Raw genomic sequence first — 17,568 nt, 5'->3', positions numbered from 1 at the left:
AGATTTGAACTAGCTTTGCAGGCAAAATGCGCTGTCGGCTCAGATCATTGCCTCGATCAGGAATGGTCCCTTATTCGCGAGCGCCGAATCCAGAAGGCGTACGAATTCTTCTATTGTGGTCGCCCTACCCGCCTCGACCCCCATACCGCGGGCCATCAGGCACCAGTCAAGCTCTGGCCGATCAAGGTCAAGCATGGCACGGGCGTTCTTGCCAAATTGGTTTACGCCAACGTTGCGCATCTCGCCTTGAAGAATGGCATAAGACCGGTTGGAGTAAACGATGGTGACCACGTCAAGGTTTTCACGGGCCTGTGTCCACAATCCCTGAAGCGTATACATGCCGCTGCCATCTGCCTGAAGCAGGATCGTCTTGCGATCAGGGCAGGCAATTGCAGCCCCCACAGACAAGGGAACACCGATCCCGATGGCTCCGCCGGTCAATGAAAGGTGGTCATGTACATGTACGCCCGCCGCGAATTTGCCAAAGCCGCCGCCAGAGGTAATTGCCTCATCGCAAACGATTGCATTTTCGGGCAAACGTCGTGCCAGCGCCTGTCCGATCGTGTCAGGTGTCAGATCACCTTCGGGCTCGGCTATCTCGTTTTGAACAAAGGGGTTCGTGACCGGTGTTGCCGATCCGGCACCGACTTCCGAACACAGGAGTTTTAACGTTTCAAGAAGATCCGTTGACGCACTGCCAAGCTCGATCGCTTCGCAATCCGCAGGCAGCAGAGAACTTGGCATGTCCGGATAGGCAAAAAATGCGACAGGCGCAGGTTTCCCCAAACATATCGCAACCTCGAATTCAGCAAGGGCGGCGACGGCCATACCAACTGGATATGGGACCCCCTTGATGGCAACGCTGCCTGCACCGCGCTCATGTCGATCCGATTGCTGGGAGAACAAAGACGCCCCGGTGGCTGCCGCGATCTTGCCTGCAACCTCAAGCGCGTCGGAACGCAGCGCTTTTCCAGCGAGGATCATCGCCACGCGCTTGCCGCTTTTCAACGCCACCGCCGCCGCGTGCAACTGTCCGGCTACGGCCGGTTCTGCGACAGGCACTGCCGCTCTTGTCAAATCTTCCTGTTCGACTTCGCCCCAGGCAGCATCCGCAGGCAAGATCATGGTGGAAACGCCACGGCGGCTGACCGAGGCAACATAGGCCTCTTCCGTGACACGACGTACATCACCCGCTGTTTGCGCCCGGCCGACCCATTTTGACATCGGTTGCGCAAGACTTTCTATATCACTGGTTAACGGCGCATCATAAGCAAGATGATAGGTAGCATGATCGCCCACGACATTGAGCACCGGCGTGTCGGCACGGCGCGCATTGTGCAAGTTGGCAAGCCCATTGGCGAGACCCGGCCCGAGATGAAGCAGCGTCGCTGCGGGTTTGTCAGCCATGCGAGCGTATCCATCTGCCGCCCCGGTAACCACCCCTTCGAACAAACCTAGTACACAGCGCATTTCAGGCTTTCTGTCGAGCGCCGCGACAAAGTGCATTTCCGAAGTGCCCGGATTAGCAAAGCAGACGTCGACACCGTTGACCAAAAGCACGTCACATAGCTTATCCGCACCGTTCATCATTTCTCTCCAAACTTGTATTTATTGGTTAGCTTTGCGCCAAATGTCGAACAAAGCCACGATAATCAGGTACCGGCCAGATAGAAGACCGATAATGCCTTCTAAGTACTTCATTTTTAACACTGGATCAATCGAGGGCTTTCATCCGGCAAGCTTTGTTGCGCCTATCCAACGACCCTTAATTGATGCCGTCGCACCCGTTGATCCCGGGCTGTACTCGTCAGGTTTTCGGGAAGGTTGCTCAGGGCACGCGAGGCAAGCCATTTTTGCGCAAAATCTTAGCTGCGCTCCGCGTTTTCATAGGATTGCACCGCTGGAGCTTCCGTGCCGGTCAGGGATATGCCATTCCGCTGACACCGCGCTTGAGGTAGGCTCCACCGGGCTTCCGGCAAGAGATTTCGCCCTCTTGCATAACTGTTTGCCCCCGCAGAATTGTCCGAACGGGCCAACCTGTCACCTGCAAACCCTCGTATGGCGTGTAGTCCGCCCCGTGATGCAACAAACTCTGGCTGATCGTCACCTTCCGGTCGGCATCCCAAAGCGTGAAGTCGGCGTCCGACCCGATCGCTATGGTGCCTTTTTTTGGATATAGTCCATAAAGCCGTGCCGGATTGGATGCGGTCAGGGCCACAAACCTCTCTGCACTTATGCGCCCCTGTGACACTCCTTCGGAAAACAAAATGGAAAGCCGCGTTTCGACCCCCGGTATGCCATTGGGCACCCATTTGAACGACGTACGGGCGCGGGCGTTGTTTTTTCCGGTCTCAGCCGGCGCATCAAAAAAGAAAGGGCAATGGTCCGAAGCGAAAATATCGAAGGTGCCGTCACGTAAACCTTCCCAGATCGCCGCCTGGCTGTCCGTATCGCGAGGCGGCGGCGAACAGACATATTTGGCCCCCTCGAAATCCATATTCAACCCTTTCAGGTCCTCCTTGGTCAACGTGATGTATTGTGGGCAGGTTTCAGCAAAGACCTTCATGCCACGTTTTCGCGCCCATTGGATCTGTTCCATCGGATCACGACCGGAAACATGCACGATCACCACGGGAACGTCAGTTAGTTGCGCATGACTGATGGCGCGGTGTGTTGCTTCACGTTCTGCAATCTGGGCGTGGGCTTCGGCGTGAAAATAGGGTGCTGTCTTGCCTTCCTGCTCTAGCCGCGTCGTCATGTATTTGATTGCATCGTTACCCTCTGCGTGGACCATGACCAGCGCCTTTTCCCGTCTGGCCACGTCAAAAACCGCCAGCAATTCTGCGTCATTCAGTACCAGATCGTCATAGGTCATGAAAACCTTGAAGGAGGTATATCCATCGCGCACCAGTGCAGGGAGTTCCTGACCCAGCACTTGGGGACTAGGGTCCGACACCACCATGTGAAAGGATACGTCGGTATAGCATTTTCCTTCCGCCTTGCGGTGATATTCCTCAACGCAGGCGCGCAGGCTGCTGCCTTTTTCCTGCATCACAAAGGGCAGAACGGTGGTATTCCCCCCTGCCACGGCCGAACGCGTGCCGCTTTCAAAGTCATCCGCCATTTTGGTGCCATCCGACGTAGGCTGGTCGAGATGCACGTGGGCATCGATCCCGCCAGGCAGTACCATCAGTCCGCCTGCGTCGATTTCCTCTGCTCCCTTGGGCAAATCTGCGGCCAGCGCGGTGATTACGCCACCGGTGACACCGATGTCAGCGGTAAACCTGTCCGCTGCGGTTACGACCGTCCCACCCCGGATCACCAGATCGTGTGGTCCAACGCTCATGCCGGTACGCTATTGTTTGTCACATCGGTCAATGCGCGACACAGCCGCTCCACCTGCTCTGCGGAGTTGTAGTGGACCATCGAAACCCTGATGACGCCACTGTCACCGTCCTCACCAAGATATTCAACCAGACGTCGAGCATGAAAATCACCGAAACGGATGGCAATGTCATGGGCCTCGATTGCTTTGACCACCGCGCCGGAATCGCGACCATCCAGTTTGAATGAGATCGTCGGCATTCGTGTCGAACCGCTATTGCTGTCCGGTCCAATAATCCTGCAATCGTTGCGACCACGCAGATAGGTCAACAACCGATCAGTCAACATGTCTTCCTGCCGGGTGATTGCAGCATAGGCGGCGAGAATCTTGGCCCGCGCATCTCCTGTCGCGCCTGTGTGTTCCCCCAATGACATCAGATATTCGACGATGCCCGTAGCACTATAGGCCAGTTCGTAATTCGGATTACCCGGCTCCAGTTTGCCCGGCACTTTGTCCTTACCGTAGAAATAGTGGTATTGCCCGTCCAGTTCGGAAAGCAGATCATACTTGCCATACATCACCGCATTGTGCGCACCATAGCATTTGTACAGGCTGAAGACATAGTAATCGACGTCCCAGCCTGTCACGTCAATGGCGCGATGGGGCGCATAAGCCACGCCATCGACACAGATTTTCGCCCTGCGTTCATGAACGAAACGGGCATATTCCGCGACCGGGTTTGCCTGGCCCAGAATGTTGGAAACGTGATGCACACAAACCAGCCGCGTGCGCGGGGTCATCAGTGGCTCAAGATCCTCCAGGCGGGGCATCTGGGTTTCCTTGTCGATGGGCCAGAACTTGATCTCGACTCCAAACTCCCGCAACCGGTCCCAGGGGCCAATGTTGCTTTCGTGATCCCCGATCGAAATGATGATCTCATCGCCCGGCGAAAATTGGCTGCGCATGGCATTGGCAAGGATCTGCACCAATGCGGTAGTGGAATGACCAAAGACAATTTCTTCCGGCCGATCGGCATTTACCAAAGTCTGGATCGCGCGTCGGCCTGCCATCAACGCCTCTGCCGCGGCCAAGGACGTGTCGTAAGTGCCGCCGATCTGCACGTTACGATGCGTTAGAAACTCAGTAATCTTGTCAATCGCTCCGGCCAGGATCTGCGATCCGCCGGCGTTGTCGAAATAGGCCCATTTGCTTTGTAGTCCGGGGAAATGCGGCTGGACAAAATTCAGGTCGATCTGATCTGTTGTGGCAATCATGTGGTGTCTTTCTTGGATCAGTGGTTAAGAACGGCGCTCAGAAAGTTCTGTGTGCGCGCTTCTGTCGGGTTTGAGAAAATTGCCTCGGGAGTTCCCGTTTCAATGACCTCTCCGCCATCCATGAAGATCACGCGATCCGCGACCTGACGGGCAAAGCCCATCTCGTGGGTGACGACAATCATGGTGACGCCGGTGCCGGCAAGTTGCTTCATCACGTCAAGCACCTCGCCCACCATCTCAGGATCAAGGGCCGATGTAGGTTCGTCAAAAAGCATCACGCGTGGCTCCATTGCCAACGCCCGGGCAATCGCAACGCGTTGCTGCTGACCTCCTGACAAATGGGCCGGGTGTTTGTCGGCCTGTTCGATGATCCCGACGCGCCGCAATAAAACATCGGCACGTTCTGCCGCCTCTGCTGCTTGCATGCCACGCACCCGCATCGGGGCCAACATGACGTTGCGCCGGACGGTAAGATGCGGAAACAGGTTGAAGGATTGAAACACCATGCCCACTTCGGCACGCACCTTGGCCAGTGCACGGCCGGGCTTTACCGGAGTGCCATCGACGCGGATCTCGCTCTCCGCGGCAAAATCCTCAAGCTGGTTGATGCAGCGGATCAGCGTGGATTTGCCTGAACCGGAGGGGCCGACGACACAGACAACCTCGCCTTCGGCAATATCTAGGTCGATGCCCTTAAGCGCCTCGAAAGTGCCATAGAACTTGTGCAAGTTGCGGATGGATACGAAACCGGACATCAGCGATCTCCCGCGCCGAAACGGCGCTCCAATCGCGACACGGCAGCAACGGCCGGCCACAGAAACATGACATAGATGATCGCAGCACCGATCAACGGGCTTGGATTGGCGGCCAGCGCCTGCGCCTGTGTCGCCTGTTTCAGTAAGTCGGGCATGGCCACAACCGAGGCCAAGGCGGTATCTTTGATGACGTTTATCGAATTGTTGGTCAGTGGGGGGATCACGATTTTCACTGCCTGCGGCAGGATCACATCAACCATGGTGTGACGATAGCTGAGTCCAAGCGCAGCCGAGGCTTCAAATTGGCCATGAGGTATGGCCTGAATCCCTGCGCGGAATATTTCGGCAGTATAGGCACCGGAAACCAGTGTCAGTGCAGACATCGCAGACCAGAAAGGCGACAGCCGCAAACCGACAAAGGGCAACGCATAATAAACGATAATAAGCAGAACCAGAAGCGGCAGCGAACGGAAAACATCGATGTATATGCGGGCGATCAGTTGAGCCGGGCGCGGCGCATAAAGCCGCACCAATGCCAGAACAAGACCAAGGATCAGGCCTGCGACGATACTCACAAGGCCAAGCTTGAGGGTGATCCAAAGACCTTTCATCAGCATCGGAAAGGCGCGGTGCAGCACCTCCAGGTTGAAGAAGGTTTCAATAATTTCCATGGGGTACCTGTTGGGTCAAACCGCCCGGCCCCAAAAGAGCCGGACGGTGCAAAGATTCGGGTCAGGGCATTTCCATGACGGCGACAGTTGACGTGGTCTCTTCGGGGGCTGCACCGAACCACTTTTCATGCAGACCGGCGATAAAGCCTTCCTGCTTGAGTTCGGTCAGAACGCCATTGACCTGACTGGCCAGTTCGCTGTCCTTTTTGAACATCATTGAATAGCGCTCGCCGGTTTCCAATCGCGCGACAACCTTCAGATTAGGCTTGTCCTTGACGTAGTAAAGCAAGGCAGGGATGTCGGAAATATACCCTTCGATCCGTCCAGCGGCCAGGTCCAGCATGGCTGGGGCCAGACCTTCGTAGCGACGGATTTCCGTGACACCAATTTCGGCCTCGCGCTGGCTTGCCCACATGTCACCGGTCGATCCGGTGTCGACGCCAACGACTTTGCCCTTCATTTCGGCAAGGGAGGTCGGGCCGCCTTCGACTGTGGTCAGGGACTGATCACTGTCATAATAGGGCTGAGCGAAAGTAACAGATTTCAACCTTTCCTCGGTAATCGTGATCGATGAAATTGCAATGTCGATTCGTCCTGACTGCACCGCCGAAAACAAACCGTTGAACGGAATGTTGTTGATCTCGACGTCATGGCCGAGGCGTGATGCAACCTCGTTGACGAGATCGACTTCAAAACCGACGTTCGCCCCGGTTTCGTCCTGAAACTCCCATGGCACATTACCGATGTTTGCACCGACCTGCAGCGTGTCGGCCTGGGCGGCAGCCGCCAGCCCCCCTGCGAGTGTGACTGCGGCCACAAAACTCTTCACTTTGTTTGATAGCATGTTGAATTCCCTCCCCATGAAAACTGGGCTTGATTGATGACCGGCAAATTGGTCATACCGGTCTTACCAGTTGATACAGCCTATGTGCTGACTGTTCAAGAAAATACTCTGCAACCCTGTCTCATCGGTGTAAGGGGGAACGCGATGGCAACGACACAGGACCAACAACGACATGATTGACCGGACGCCCGTCTCGCAAGCTGTTGCGCGCAAGATTCAATCGCTGATCCAGCGTGGTGAGTTCTCTCCATCCAAGCGCCTGCCTTCTCAACGCATCCTGGCCGAGCAGCTGGGCGTATCACGTCCCTCCCTGCGCGAGGCTTTGATGACGCTTGAAACCCTCGGACTGATCCACACCTATCCTGGCCGGGGTACCTTTGTAGCGGATGACGGTGCCACGCCCGAAACGCCGGATAGCAGCCGCTGGCGTTATGCCGAACGTTACGCCATGCAGGATGTTTTTGAAGTACGCATGTTGCTGGAGTGCCGGCTCGCGCGGCATGCCGCAGAAATGGCGACCTTTGACGACATTGCCTATCTGGTGGCGGCGACCGATGCGATGGAGGCCGCATGGGCCCGCCAGGATCTGATCGTTAACGTTGAAGAAGACCTCAAATTCCATCGTCATATTGCCAGCAAAAGCCGCAATGCCCTGTTGTCTCAGCAATATGAACAGGTTGCGGCCTATCTTGCTGAAACCCAGCGGCAACCGATCCCGTTTACCGCAGTGAACCGTATGGCCGATTCCATCGCCGAGCACCGCGCTGTAATCCAGGCATTGAATGATCGCGATGCCGATGCCGCCGAAGCTGCGATGAAGGCGCACATACGTAACACCGCAGCCTGCACCGGACTATCGGTCTGACACACTCGTACAGGCCGATGTTACCTTGGGCTGAGCCTGCCCGGCATGCGCCCCAATCTGTCGGATGATCCGGTCGATCACGTCGGAACCTTGGGCTTTTGCCTGCCACTACTGAATGTCGACAGGATCACATTTCTTTGCCTTGGTTGCATCAACGATGCGGTCACAGCCGGCAGACACATTGCAACGGTCTGAACCTGCTCTGCTCCTGAGGCGCATAAGATGCCACGATACGCCAAGATCACTCTTTTTGGTTCAAATCTGCACGCGGTTGTAACCAACCCGTTCGCTAACCGTTCTTCCAACTGGAGGTAAAACCCTAACGAGGGGCTTCATGTCTCTGAAATATTTCCTGCATTTTGGGTTCTCGCAATACCGCTGCAGGCTTCATTCCCGCAAGTTTTGTGAGATCGGTTACACCGGTGAATTGGGCGCAGAGAAAACTGCCCGTGTAACAGGCATAGAAATCTCCTTGCTGACGATCAAACCAAAAGACGCGGCGTTTGTAGTAATTCCCAAAGACGAGCGGTTCATTCGGGCGATTCAATCTGTCGATCTCGTGAAAGTCCCACGCCCCCGCCAGACGCAGGGCTAAATCACGGAATGCTGTGGCACCGAGGGGCCAGTCGATCGCGCCACGCTTGCCATTCGGATGGGCAACGATCAACGGCAGCCAATTCAGCAATATCTCGTTTTCCAGATTGCTCCGTCCACCCGGTTCGCGGGATTCATCGGCTGTGAAGACTACGACTGTTTTATCGAGTAAACGACGTGACTGCAGCCCCTCTATCAGCTTTTCGGCTGCAAGGTCCGCATATCTGATGGCCCGCAGGCGACTGGGTGCTTCCGGCATGAAATTGGCAGGAACGTTATACGGGGCGTGGGTGCCAGAGGTCAGCAGTGAAACCAACCAAGGCGCGTCCCGAGGAAGCCCGTCAATGTATTCAAGTGACGCCTCAAACAATCCCAAGTCATCGATCCCCCAGCCGTTCTCGGAATGGAAATCCGTCCAGGCTTCGCGGCCTTTGACCTCTTGAAATCCGAGTTGGGAAAGATGGGTCGCCTTTTGCATGAACGCGAGATCAGCGCTTTGCAAAAACGCCGTGGTATAACCGCGGCTTGCAAGGATGTTGGGCAGTGCTGCGCGTGCGGCAGGTGTATCGGCGTGCAAGCTGTCCCAGGGGGAGGAAACCCCAAGGAAATTCGGGTAATGGCCTGTCAGACTGGTATATAATCCATTGTTGGTTTGCAGTTGATTGCCAAAATAACGGGTAAAGGACAGGTTGTCGGCCGCAAGCTTCTGAAGAAACGGCATATCGCCGGTGGTCAGGCTGTATTGCGAAACGCCTTCCAGATAGACCACCAAGACATTGTAGACGGGACCGTCACCCGAAAGCGGCGCAAGAGAGGCGCTGTCCAGGGCATTTGTCGGGAAATCCTGTTGGCCAACCGCAGTCCGGTCAGCGCGAACAGAGAACGCCAAAGGATGGGTTTGCATCCAGCCCGGATCAAGCGGGCTGAACTCCTGCGGCAAGAGATAGACCGCCCCACACAGGGCAGCCGCGATAAATCCCGCAAAAGCCCTGACCAGCGCCGAATGGGTGGCGCGATATATGACCACGGCAATTGCCGACATTGCAAAAAGATTGAGTAGAAAAGCCGGCGTGAGGCCCGAACCTTCAATGAAAGTCGGATTGAGCGCCATATGTAGCGTGCCAAGACGGATGTGTGAAAAATTGTAATGCAGATGTTCCGTATTTGCCGCGTAAAACAGGCAAAGAACAATCAAGAACAGGATGGTCAGACGCGACTTGAAAATGAAGGCCAGGCAGGATGCAATGAGCACAAAAAGGATATCACTACGCAAACCAACCAGTATCGCGGTTTGGTTTTGCGGCCACCAGGCCTTGTAAAGAGCGATTTTGGTTTCCGCACCATGATAGACGGCGCCAAAATTATAAGTCGCATCGAGGTCCAGGACCAAAAACCGATGCACCAGAGTCAGCACCAATAAAGGCAAAATCAGCCGCAAATATCGGTGAAGGCCACGAAGTAGATTAGGCATAATGTGTTCTACACCAGATCGCACATCATCCGCATTTGCTGTGCCCGCAAGACCCACAGGTCATGCATCCTTCGACCATGCGCAATTCATATTGACCGCAGCTCGAACATGCTTTCCCGCGCGGTGCATCCAAGCCGACGACTTTGGCATGCGGATCCGCCTTCAGCCCCATACCTTCGCCGGCGATGAAGCCTGTGGCGATCATGTGCTGTTCGATTACACCGCCAATGGCAGCCAGGATCGACGGGATGTATTTGCCGCCCATCCATGCGCCCCCACGGGGGTCGAATACGGCTTTCAACTCCTCAACGACAAAGGACACATCACCACCACGACGGAACACAGCCGACACCATGCGCGTCAGGGCAACTGTCCATGCGAAATGCTCCATGTTTTTTGAGTTGATAAAGACTTCGAAGGGGCGCCGGTGGCCATTCAGCACGATGTCGTTGATGGTAATATACAACGCATGTTCGCTATCGGGCCATTTGACCTTGTAGGTGTTGCCTTCCAACTCTTCGGGACGGTCCAGCGGTTCGGACATATAAACCACCTCGCCCCCTTCGGTCACCGGCACGGGTTTGTCAGCTTTGGTTTCTTCGGAAACACTTAACACCGATCCTGTCACTTCATTCGGTCGATAGGTGGTACAACCTTTGCAGCCGGTATCCCATGCTTCCATGTACACGTCTTTAAAGGCATCAAAGCTGATGTCTTCGGGACAATTAATGGTTTTTGAGATACTCGAATCCACCCATTTTTGCGCAGCGGCCTGCATTTTCACATGATCCAGTGGCGCAAGTGTCTGTGCATTCACAAAATAGTCCGGCAAAGGTGCGTCGCCTTTCAGGTCGCGCCACATCTGAACGGCGTAATCGACAACTTCTTCTTCGGTGCGCGAACCGTCCTTTTGCAATACCTTACGCGTGTAGGCATAGGCAAAGACCGGTTCGATTCCGCTGGACACATTGCCCGCATAGAGGCTGATCGTTCCTGTGGGGGCTATGGACGTCAGCAGGGCATTGCGGATCCCATGTTCACGGATGGCATCGCGCACATCATCGTCCATTTGCGTCATGGTCCCGGAGGCCAGATAGGCCTCAGCGTCAAACAGCGGAAACGCCCCCTTTTCCTTGGCCAACTGCACCGAGGCCAGATAGGCCGCCCGCGCAATAGCCTTGAGCCATACTTCGGTTTGTGCCGCAGCTTCATCGCTGCCATATCGCTGCCCCACCATCAACAAGGCGTCAGCAAGGCCTGTCACACCAAGACCGATACGACGTTTCGCCTGAGCTTCGCGTTCTTGTTCGGGCAGCGGGAATTTGGAAACGTCTACCACATTGTCCATCATCCGTACTGCGGTGGCGACCAGATCCTGCAGCGCGGTTTCATCCAGGCACGCCGCGGCCTCAAAGGGGTTGGAAACCATCCGCGCAAGGTTGATCGAGCCCAGCAAACAGGCTCCGTAGGGCGGCAGAGGCTGTTCGCCACAGGGATTTGTCGCCGAAATCGTTTCGCAGTAATTCAAGTTGTTGGCAGCATTGATCCGGTCGATAAAGATGACCCCCGGTTCAGCATAGCTGTAGGTCGCCATCATCATCGTATCCCACAATTCGCGGGCCTGTACCGTTCGATACACCTTGCCATCAAATACCAGATCCCAAGGTCCATCCGCTTTTACCGCATCCATGAAAGGGTCAGTGATCAAAACGGACATGTTGAACATGCGCAGCCGTGCGGGATCCTGTTTGGCTGCGATGAAATCCTCTACATCCGGGTGATCGCAACGCATCGTTGCCATCATTGCGCCGCGCCGCGATCCTGCCGACATGATCGTTCGGCACATCGCATCCCAGACATCCATGAACGACAACGGCCCGGAAGCATCCGCAGAGACACCCAAAACATCCGCACCCTTAGGCCGGATCGTACTGAAATCATAACCGATTCCGCCGCCCTGCTGCATGGTCAAAGCTGCCTCTTTCAGCATATCGAAAATGCCGCCCATGCTGTCGGGCACAGTGCCCATCACGAAACAGTTGAACAGCGTCACGCGCCGCGCCGTACCTGCCCCCGCGGTGATGCGTCCGGCGGGCAGGTATTTGAAATCTTCCAACGCGGAATAGAATTTTTCTTCCCAGACTTCCGGCTGTTCCTCGACCTGTGCCAGATCCCTGGCGATACGCCGCCATGTGTCTTCAACTGTCACGTCATGCGGTGTGCCTTCTGCATCCTTGAACCTATATTTCATATCCCAGATCTGTTCAGCGATGGGTGCGGCAAATCGGGTCATGGTATGGCTTTCTAAATTGGATAGATGTGGGCAGAGCAGCAGGATATAGAGGGAACAGGGATTCTGGAAGCTGCATGAATATCTATATGTTGTAGATCAACCCAACTCAACCACTATATAGGCGATATTTTGAAATTATTAGCCTTGAACATATCCGTCATGAATGGCATGCAAATGTATGGGTAAAACCGTCAATCTGATCAAACTCTCTGTCGGCACCGAAACAGTCGAAGACCTTGCCGCGTGGCAAGCGACCAAGCGTGCGCAGGCAGCGGACGGACATCCGCGTCATGTGACGCGGATGTGGCCCAAGCGCGAAGCTGAAATCGTGAATGGCGGTTCGATTTACTGGGTGATCAAAGGAGCAATCCAGTGTCGACAAATCGTAAATCGCCTTGACGAAGTCATCGGGGCTGACGGCATTCGCCGCTGTGCAATCGTATTGGAACCCGAGATCATTCGAACCCAGTCGAGCCTGAAGCGTCCCTTTCAAGGATGGCGGTATCTATCCCTGGAAGATGCCCCGATGGACCTCCCGGATGGACGCGCCGAAGAAGATGCATTGCCGGTCGAGCTTAATCAGGCACTGGCGGAGATTGGCGTGCTGTAACCGCCCGACCGCCGTGCAACTTTTCCATCAAAATGGCCAGCGCCTCCGTTTCCGCGGTATCAAAAGGTGCGGTGCGGCTGTGCCAAAGGGTAGCTTGCGATTGCAAAACCAACGCATCGGTCAGAATCTTTAGATGATTGGCGCGCAGTGTCTCTCCAGTTGAGGTAATGTCGGCAATCGCTTCTGCCGTTTCATTCGCGACGGTGCCCTCAGTTGCGCCTTGGCTATCAACCAGGGTGTAATCGGCGACTCCGTGTTCACGCAGAAATTCCCGGACCAATCTGTGGTATTTTGTGGCAATCCGAAGTCGATGTCCGTGTTCTGCGCGAAAAGCCGCCGCTGCCGCGTCCAGATCGTCCAGTGTATCCACATCAATCCAGCATTGCGGGACGGCAATAATCAGATCCGCATGGCCAAAGCCCAACTTTTCGATAGGCGTGACAAGCTGTTGCCACAGCGCCAGCTTTTCGTGGATGAGATCCGTACCCGTCACGCCCAGATGAATACGCCCCGCTGCCAGTTCGCGAGGGATTTCGCCAGCAGACAACAGGATCAGGCTTACCCCCTGAATGCCTTCAACACGGCCCGCATATTCGCGTTCCGACCCCGTACGTTCCAAGGTGATGCCGCGTTCTCCGAACCAGTCAAAGGTCTTGTCCATCAACCGGCCCTTGGACGGTACGCCCAATTTAAGCGTCATGCCGCGCCCTCCAGTTCCAACATCAAGCCCGGCCGCATCACACCGCCTACAGCGGGAATTTCACCGCCATGGCCGAGTTGGCGGGTCAAGGCATCATAGCGGCCACCGCTGGCAATTGCGGGCAGATCCGGACGCATTTCCGACCGAAAACCGAAAACAAATCCGTCATAATATTCCATCGACGAACGACCAAAGCTGGCCTCGAACATCAAGGTCTCAGTGTTGATCCCCCGCGCTTTCAAAGCCGCCTCGCGCAAAGCGACACGTGCCACAGATTCTTGGATTTGTGGCAGGTCCATCGCCAGATCACGTAGACGCCCAAGAACTTGCGGCATGGTGCCCTTGAGATCAAGTAGCCCCTCGATCAGATCCACCTCGCGGGTTGAAATCGGCGGCGATGCTGCATCAGAACGAAGCGCTTCGATGCGTGTATCGATCTCGCTTTGTGCCCGTTTTCCGATAACCGGCGTTTGCGCCGTCACTTCACCAGCCAAGAGCGCAGCACGTGTCTTCGGCATGGGTGCGCGCCCGGCATACCGCTCAAGCAGTTGGCGAAAGCGTTTGGGTCGCCAGATATGACGCATCAGCGCCTTTTTGCGCGCATCAGTGGTTTGCAACCCATCAACTGCCGCCAAAAGCACCCCGATGTCACCCGTCACGGGTGTCACCTGCAACCCGGACAAGGCCTCTGAAATCAATGCAAAGACTTCAGCATCCGCCGCCGCCGGGTCAGTGCGGTCAAACACTTCATACCCCACCTGTATATATTCATTCGCGCGTGCAGGGTCGTCTTCTTGTCGGCGAAATACCTCGCCTGCGTAGGTATAGCGTGCGGGATCCGCCCCATGCGCCATATGCATCTGAACAACGGGCACCGTGAAATCAGGCCGCAGCATTTGTTCACCGCGCAAGGCATCAGAGGTCACATAGGCGCGCGCGCGAATGTCCTCGCCGTAAAGGTCCAGCAGCGTATCAGCAGGCTGCAAGATCGGCGGTTCGACCAGAGCCGCGCCTTGCGTTTCGAACATGCTGCGAAGCGACGTCGCCTTTGCGAGGGTTTGTGAGCGTGTTGGCATCAATTCTGGCTGTCCAGAATTTCGCGCACCCTGGCGATTAATTGATCGCGGGGCACTTCATATTGACTGGGACGTTCGTTGTATTCTTCCAGCGTTGCATTTTCGGCCAACTTTGCACCAAGGATCAGGTCCTTGATCTGGATAACGCCTTTTTCATATTCATCCCTGCCTTCGATGACGGCAATGGGAGAGCCGCGTTTGTCAGCGTATTTCAGCTGGTTGCCAAAGTTCTTGGGATTGCCGAGGTAGACTTCGGCGCGAATGTCCGCATCACGCAATTCCGCGACCATTTTCTGGTAATCGGCCATACGGTCCTTATCCATGACCGTGACGACAACAGGTCCGGACGGCGCCTTGTCAAGGCGGCCTTTGGCGTCAAGTGCCGCCAACAAGCGGTCCACACCGATGGAGACACCCGTCGCGGGCACTTCCTGTCCGGTGAAGCGTTTGACCAGGTCGTCATACCGCCCCCCGCCAGCAACGGAGCCGAAGTTGCGGGTGCGCCCCTTTTCGTCTTTGATCTCGAAGGTGAGTTCGGCCTCAAAGACGGGGCCGGTGTAGTAGCCGAGGCCTCGGACGACGGAGGGGTCTATGACGATGCGGTCTGCTTCGTATCCACCGGCAATTAAAAGGCTTTCAATTTCAGCTAGTTCTTCGACGCCACTTCGACCTATAGGAGACTCGGAAACGAGTTCAGATAGATGCGCAGTCACTAATCCATTCCACTGAGACCTATATGAGATCGCATCTTCGCGCTCCAAAAGATGTTGGACGTCACCGGCATCAGCGATTGCGTTCGCGACACCGGCCATAGCAGGATCTTCATCAGATAGCTGTCTTGCTTCATCACGAAGCTTTTCTAGTACTGCCGCATTAGCATTTACAAACCCCATCACAGCATCGGCCTGCGCCTCGCTCAGCCCTGCACCCTTCGTAAAATCCCCACTCTCGTCCTTACGGCCCTCACCCAATAGCGCGCGCACGCCATCAACACCCAACCGATCCAGCTTATCAATCGCACGCAGCACAATCCCGCGCTCGGCCTCTTTGTCGTCGCCCGACAGGCCTGCAACCTCCATCACCCCATTCAACACCTTGCGGTTGTTAACCCGCACGATGTAATCACCGCGCTCGATGCCGACTTCCTCAAGACAATCCGCCAGCATCGCGCAAATTTCGGCATCCGCCGCAACGCTAGAGGCACCAACCGTATCCGCATCGCACTGATAGAACTGGCGAAACCGCCCCGGTCCGGGCTTCTCATTCCGCCACACTGGCCCCATCGCATAGCGACGGTAGGGTTTCGGCAGATCGTTCTGATGCTGCGCATAGACCCGCGCCAATGGGGCCGTCAGATCGTACCGCAGGGCCAGCCAATCGCCGGGTTTGTCGGCGTCCGCGTCTTCCTGCCACGCAAAAACCCCCTCGTTCGGGCGGTCCACATCGGGCAGGAACTTGCCCAGCGCTTGTACTGTTTCAACACCGGAAGACTCCAACGCATCAAAGCCATAGCGGTGATAGACGGCGGCAATCTTGGATAGCATGTCAGCGCGATGAGTGACTTCGGTCCCGAAATAGTCGCGAAATCCCTTGGGCGTTTCTGCCTTGGGGCGGGGGGTCTTTTTTACCTTGGCCATGGTGGTCCTTTTGGGGTCCGGTGCATCTTTGCTGCGCATCTAGCGGATGGGGCGCGGTGGGGCAAGGTTATCCCCCTTACCGCCGCTGAAAACACATGGTACAGCCACGGACATGGAAAAGTTAGAAGAACAGATCGCGCATTTGACGCGCACCGTTGATGACCTGAGCGACATCGTGGCGCGGCAGGAGGCGGAGATTACGACGCTGAACCGGCGGGTCCATATGCTGATGCAGCGCGAGGGTGAGCGGGAAGCTTCGGGCAGTGGTGCAGTCGTCATGGGCGACGAGCAGCCACCGCACTATTAAAGGGTCACCTATCAACGGATCTGGTTTTGTTAACCAAAATCGAAACTTGGTGAAGCTCCCTCTGCCCGGTCAGCCGCTGCTCTTCATGGCACTCGCCAGAACCTGACCATCGTGAATCAACTGTTCTGACCAACGATTGTTATCATCCTGACGTCCATAGGCGTTCACAAATATTGTTTCTCGCTCCAACCGTTTCATTTTCGCGCCGCAAGGCTTGCCTTTGCGGACACCGCAAATCCGTCCCTTTATCTTTTCATAGGCACGATCTGTCTCTCCGATCGGAAGATGTTGTCCTGCGGGACCGTAATACAACTGTTCATAAAACGACGGTTCACCCAATAAAACATGGGCAGCGGTCAATTGGCGCGGGCAGCCATCATCAAAGCCGGTAATATAAAAGGTGCGCGGGCCGGCAGCACCGGGGTTGGTATCATAGAGTTTGTAACCGCTTGCCGGCGCGGCATCCACCTTTCGTCCCAGTGGTTGACGCCTGGACGCGCAACTCCGGGCGATCACGCCATAGGGCAATTGGGTACCGTATTCGACTTCAGGCAAGTTACTTTCTCGAGCCTGTTGAGATGTCGTTGCAGAACGTGAATTGGCCAGCCGACCAAACAGCCCGCGTTTCACTGGCTTCGTGGTAGTAGCAATCTCTGCAACAGGATCTGAAGCTGAGGTCAGTGATGCCAGCGCGGTTGGCTCTTGCGTTGTTTGGTCTTCCGATACGACAGGCTCGGCAGCCTTGGCCGCCTCGAACGCATCCTCTGACAATGTATCTTTGGCCCCTGTGGCCCCTGGCTGGCGCTCGGTCGTTGCACGTCGCAACAACCCAAGCAATCCTCCAGATCGCGGAGCGGCTTGGTCCACCTTCGCAGGCTGGCTCTGAGCTGTATCAAGCTGTTTGGGAGGATCTATTGCACCTGAATCCAGTTGCGACGAAGGGGTGTTAAAAAAACCCTCGCGGGAAATTTCCTCTGCTGTAGGAAGAGCTTGGGCAGTAGGGTCCGTTTCGACGAGATCAACTTCGGAGATGCGCGGCACCCCCGCCAACGGGTCACCGCAGGCCGCAAGCACCATCAAAAATCCAACCGCGAAACCGATTTTACCCATGATCATCCCACATTCGTTAAGGCCTCGTTTACCTTA

General features: G+C 55.7%; 15 protein-coding genes. 3 read left to right on the top strand and 12 right to left on the bottom strand.

Features of this window, described 5'->3' with window-relative positions; all coding sequences use genetic code 11:
* Positions 1 to 39: 39 nt before the first annotated feature.
* The 6 genes from OS190_RS15565 to OS190_RS15540 form a co-directional block, all read right to left on the bottom strand.
* Positions 40 to 1,587, bottom strand: coding sequence for an acetolactate synthase large subunit (locus OS190_RS15565; protein ID WP_267159641.1), 1,548 nt, complete (start codon positions 1,585 to 1,587; stop codon positions 40 to 42).
* Positions 1,588 to 1,918: 331 nt separating this feature from the next.
* Positions 1,919 to 3,346, bottom strand: a complete 1,428-nt coding sequence (gene hydA / locus OS190_RS15560) for a dihydropyrimidinase (protein WP_267159640.1) — start codon at positions 3,344 to 3,346, stop codon at positions 1,919 to 1,921.
* Complete coding sequence (locus tag OS190_RS15555; protein ID WP_267159639.1) at positions 3,343 to 4,599, bottom strand: aminotransferase class V-fold PLP-dependent enzyme; 1,257 nt, start codon at positions 4,597 to 4,599, stop codon at positions 3,343 to 3,345. The genes hydA and OS190_RS15555 overlap by 4 nt, the downstream gene beginning before the upstream one ends.
* A 17-nt stretch (positions 4,600 to 4,616) precedes the next feature.
* A complete protein-coding gene (locus OS190_RS15550; protein WP_267159638.1) occupies positions 4,617 to 5,354 on the bottom strand; it encodes an amino acid ABC transporter ATP-binding protein in 738 nt (245 codons plus the stop codon).
* A complete protein-coding gene (locus tag OS190_RS15545) occupies positions 5,354 to 6,025 on the bottom strand; it encodes an amino acid ABC transporter permease (protein WP_267159637.1) in 672 nt (223 codons plus the stop codon). Before OS190_RS15545 ends, OS190_RS15550 begins: the two co-directional genes overlap by 1 nt.
* 61 nt (positions 6,026 to 6,086) lie before the next feature.
* Positions 6,087 to 6,869 (bottom strand): transporter substrate-binding domain-containing protein, encoded by a 783-nt coding sequence (locus OS190_RS15540; protein WP_267159636.1) that lies wholly within the window; start codon positions 6,867 to 6,869, stop codon positions 6,087 to 6,089.
* Positions 6,870 to 7,041: 172 nt separating this feature from the next.
* Here OS190_RS15540 and OS190_RS15535 point away from each other — a divergent pair, with 172 nt between their 5' ends.
* Positions 7,042 to 7,734: a FadR/GntR family transcriptional regulator gene (locus OS190_RS15535; protein WP_267159635.1), complete on the top strand. Its 693-nt coding sequence runs from the start codon at positions 7,042 to 7,044 to the stop codon at positions 7,732 to 7,734.
* A 319-nt stretch (positions 7,735 to 8,053) separates the two neighbouring features.
* Here OS190_RS15535 and OS190_RS15530 read toward each other — a convergent pair whose 3' ends face one another.
* Positions 8,054 to 9,799, bottom strand: coding sequence for an LTA synthase family protein (locus tag OS190_RS15530; RefSeq protein ID WP_267159634.1), 1,746 nt, complete (start codon positions 9,797 to 9,799; stop codon positions 8,054 to 8,056).
* Positions 9,800 to 9,824: 25 nt separating this feature from the next.
* Positions 9,825 to 12,092, bottom strand: coding sequence for an adenosylcobalamin-dependent ribonucleoside-diphosphate reductase (locus tag OS190_RS15525; RefSeq protein ID WP_267159633.1), 2,268 nt, complete (start codon positions 12,090 to 12,092; stop codon positions 9,825 to 9,827).
* A gap of 178 nt (positions 12,093 to 12,270) precedes the next feature.
* On the opposite strand from OS190_RS15525, the gene OS190_RS15520 reads away from it, so the two are divergent.
* Positions 12,271 to 12,702, top strand: a complete 432-nt coding sequence (locus OS190_RS15520; protein ID WP_267159632.1) for a DUF1489 family protein — start codon at positions 12,271 to 12,273, stop codon at positions 12,700 to 12,702.
* Here the strand turns inward: OS190_RS15520 and hisG are convergent.
* Genes hisG through hisS form a run of 3 tightly spaced genes read right to left on the bottom strand, consistent with a single transcriptional unit; the run spans position 12,668 to position 16,115 of the window.
* Positions 12,668 to 13,402 carry an ATP phosphoribosyltransferase gene (hisG, locus tag OS190_RS15515; protein ID WP_267159631.1) on the bottom strand — a complete coding sequence of 245 codons (735 nt, stop codon included), beginning with the start codon at positions 13,400 to 13,402 and terminating at the stop codon, positions 12,668 to 12,670. The two genes, OS190_RS15520 and hisG, sit on opposite strands and share 35 nt — an antisense overlap.
* Complete coding sequence (locus tag OS190_RS15510; protein ID WP_267159630.1) at positions 13,399 to 14,478, bottom strand: ATP phosphoribosyltransferase regulatory subunit; 1,080 nt, start codon at positions 14,476 to 14,478, stop codon at positions 13,399 to 13,401. Before OS190_RS15510 ends, hisG begins: the two co-directional genes overlap by 4 nt.
* On the bottom strand, positions 14,478 to 16,115 hold the full coding sequence (gene hisS, locus OS190_RS15505; protein ID WP_267159629.1) for a histidine--tRNA ligase: 1,638 nt from the start codon (positions 16,113 to 16,115) through the stop codon (positions 14,478 to 14,480). Before hisS ends, OS190_RS15510 begins: the two co-directional genes overlap by 1 nt.
* Before the next feature lie 112 nt (positions 16,116 to 16,227).
* Here hisS and OS190_RS15500 point away from each other — a divergent pair, with 112 nt between their 5' ends.
* Positions 16,228 to 16,422, top strand: coding sequence for a SlyX family protein (locus tag OS190_RS15500; RefSeq protein ID WP_267159628.1), 195 nt, complete (start codon positions 16,228 to 16,230; stop codon positions 16,420 to 16,422).
* Positions 16,423 to 16,491: 69 nt separating this feature from the next.
* Here the strand turns inward: OS190_RS15500 and OS190_RS15495 are convergent, their stop codons facing one another.
* Positions 16,492 to 17,538, bottom strand: coding sequence for a hypothetical protein (locus OS190_RS15495; protein WP_267159627.1), 1,047 nt, complete (start codon positions 17,536 to 17,538; stop codon positions 16,492 to 16,494).
* Positions 17,539 to 17,568: the final 30 nt, after the last annotated feature.

Source organism: Sulfitobacter sp. F26204 (assembly GCF_026410305.1).
In the GTDB taxonomy this organism is placed as follows: Bacteria; Pseudomonadota; Alphaproteobacteria; order Rhodobacterales; family Rhodobacteraceae; genus Sulfitobacter.
Note: the sequence above shows the minus strand (reverse complement) of the source record. Positions and strands in the feature narration are given on the sequence as shown.

Excerpts from the sequence above, each read along its gene's own strand:
- OS190_RS15565 (WP_267159641.1), bottom strand. The coding sequence starts at position 1,587 with ATGAACGGTGCGGATAAGCTATGTGACGTGCTTTTGGTCAACGGTGTC.
- hydA (WP_267159640.1), bottom strand. The coding sequence starts at position 3,346 with ATGAGCGTTGGACCACACGATCTGGTGATCCGGGGTGGGACGGTCGTA.
- OS190_RS15555 (WP_267159639.1), bottom strand. The coding sequence starts at position 4,599 with ATGATTGCCACAACAGATCAGATCGACCTGAATTTTGTCCAGCCGCAT.
- OS190_RS15550 (WP_267159638.1), bottom strand. The coding sequence starts at position 5,354 with ATGTCCGGTTTCGTATCCATCCGCAACTTGCACAAGTTCTATGGCACT.
- OS190_RS15545 (WP_267159637.1), bottom strand. The coding sequence starts at position 6,025 with ATGGAAATTATTGAAACCTTCTTCAACCTGGAGGTGCTGCACCGCGCC.
- OS190_RS15540 (WP_267159636.1), bottom strand. The coding sequence starts at position 6,869 with ATGCTATCAAACAAAGTGAAGAGTTTTGTGGCCGCAGTCACACTCGCA.
- OS190_RS15535 (WP_267159635.1), top strand. The coding sequence starts at position 7,042 with ATGATTGACCGGACGCCCGTCTCGCAAGCTGTTGCGCGCAAGATTCAA.
- OS190_RS15530 (WP_267159634.1), bottom strand. The coding sequence starts at position 9,799 with ATGCCTAATCTACTTCGTGGCCTTCACCGATATTTGCGGCTGATTTTG.
- OS190_RS15525 (WP_267159633.1), bottom strand. The coding sequence starts at position 12,092 with ATGACCCGATTTGCCGCACCCATCGCTGAACAGATCTGGGATATGAAA.
- OS190_RS15520 (WP_267159632.1), top strand. The coding sequence starts at position 12,271 with ATGGGTAAAACCGTCAATCTGATCAAACTCTCTGTCGGCACCGAAACA.
- hisG (WP_267159631.1), bottom strand. The coding sequence starts at position 13,402 with ATGACGCTTAAATTGGGCGTACCGTCCAAGGGCCGGTTGATGGACAAG.
- OS190_RS15510 (WP_267159630.1), bottom strand. The coding sequence starts at position 14,478 with ATGCCAACACGCTCACAAACCCTCGCAAAGGCGACGTCGCTTCGCAGC.
- hisS (WP_267159629.1), bottom strand. The coding sequence starts at position 16,115 with ATGGCCAAGGTAAAAAAGACCCCCCGCCCCAAGGCAGAAACGCCCAAG.
- OS190_RS15500 (WP_267159628.1), top strand. The coding sequence starts at position 16,228 with ATGGAAAAGTTAGAAGAACAGATCGCGCATTTGACGCGCACCGTTGAT.
- OS190_RS15495 (WP_267159627.1), bottom strand. The coding sequence starts at position 17,538 with ATGATCATGGGTAAAATCGGTTTCGCGGTTGGATTTTTGATGGTGCTT.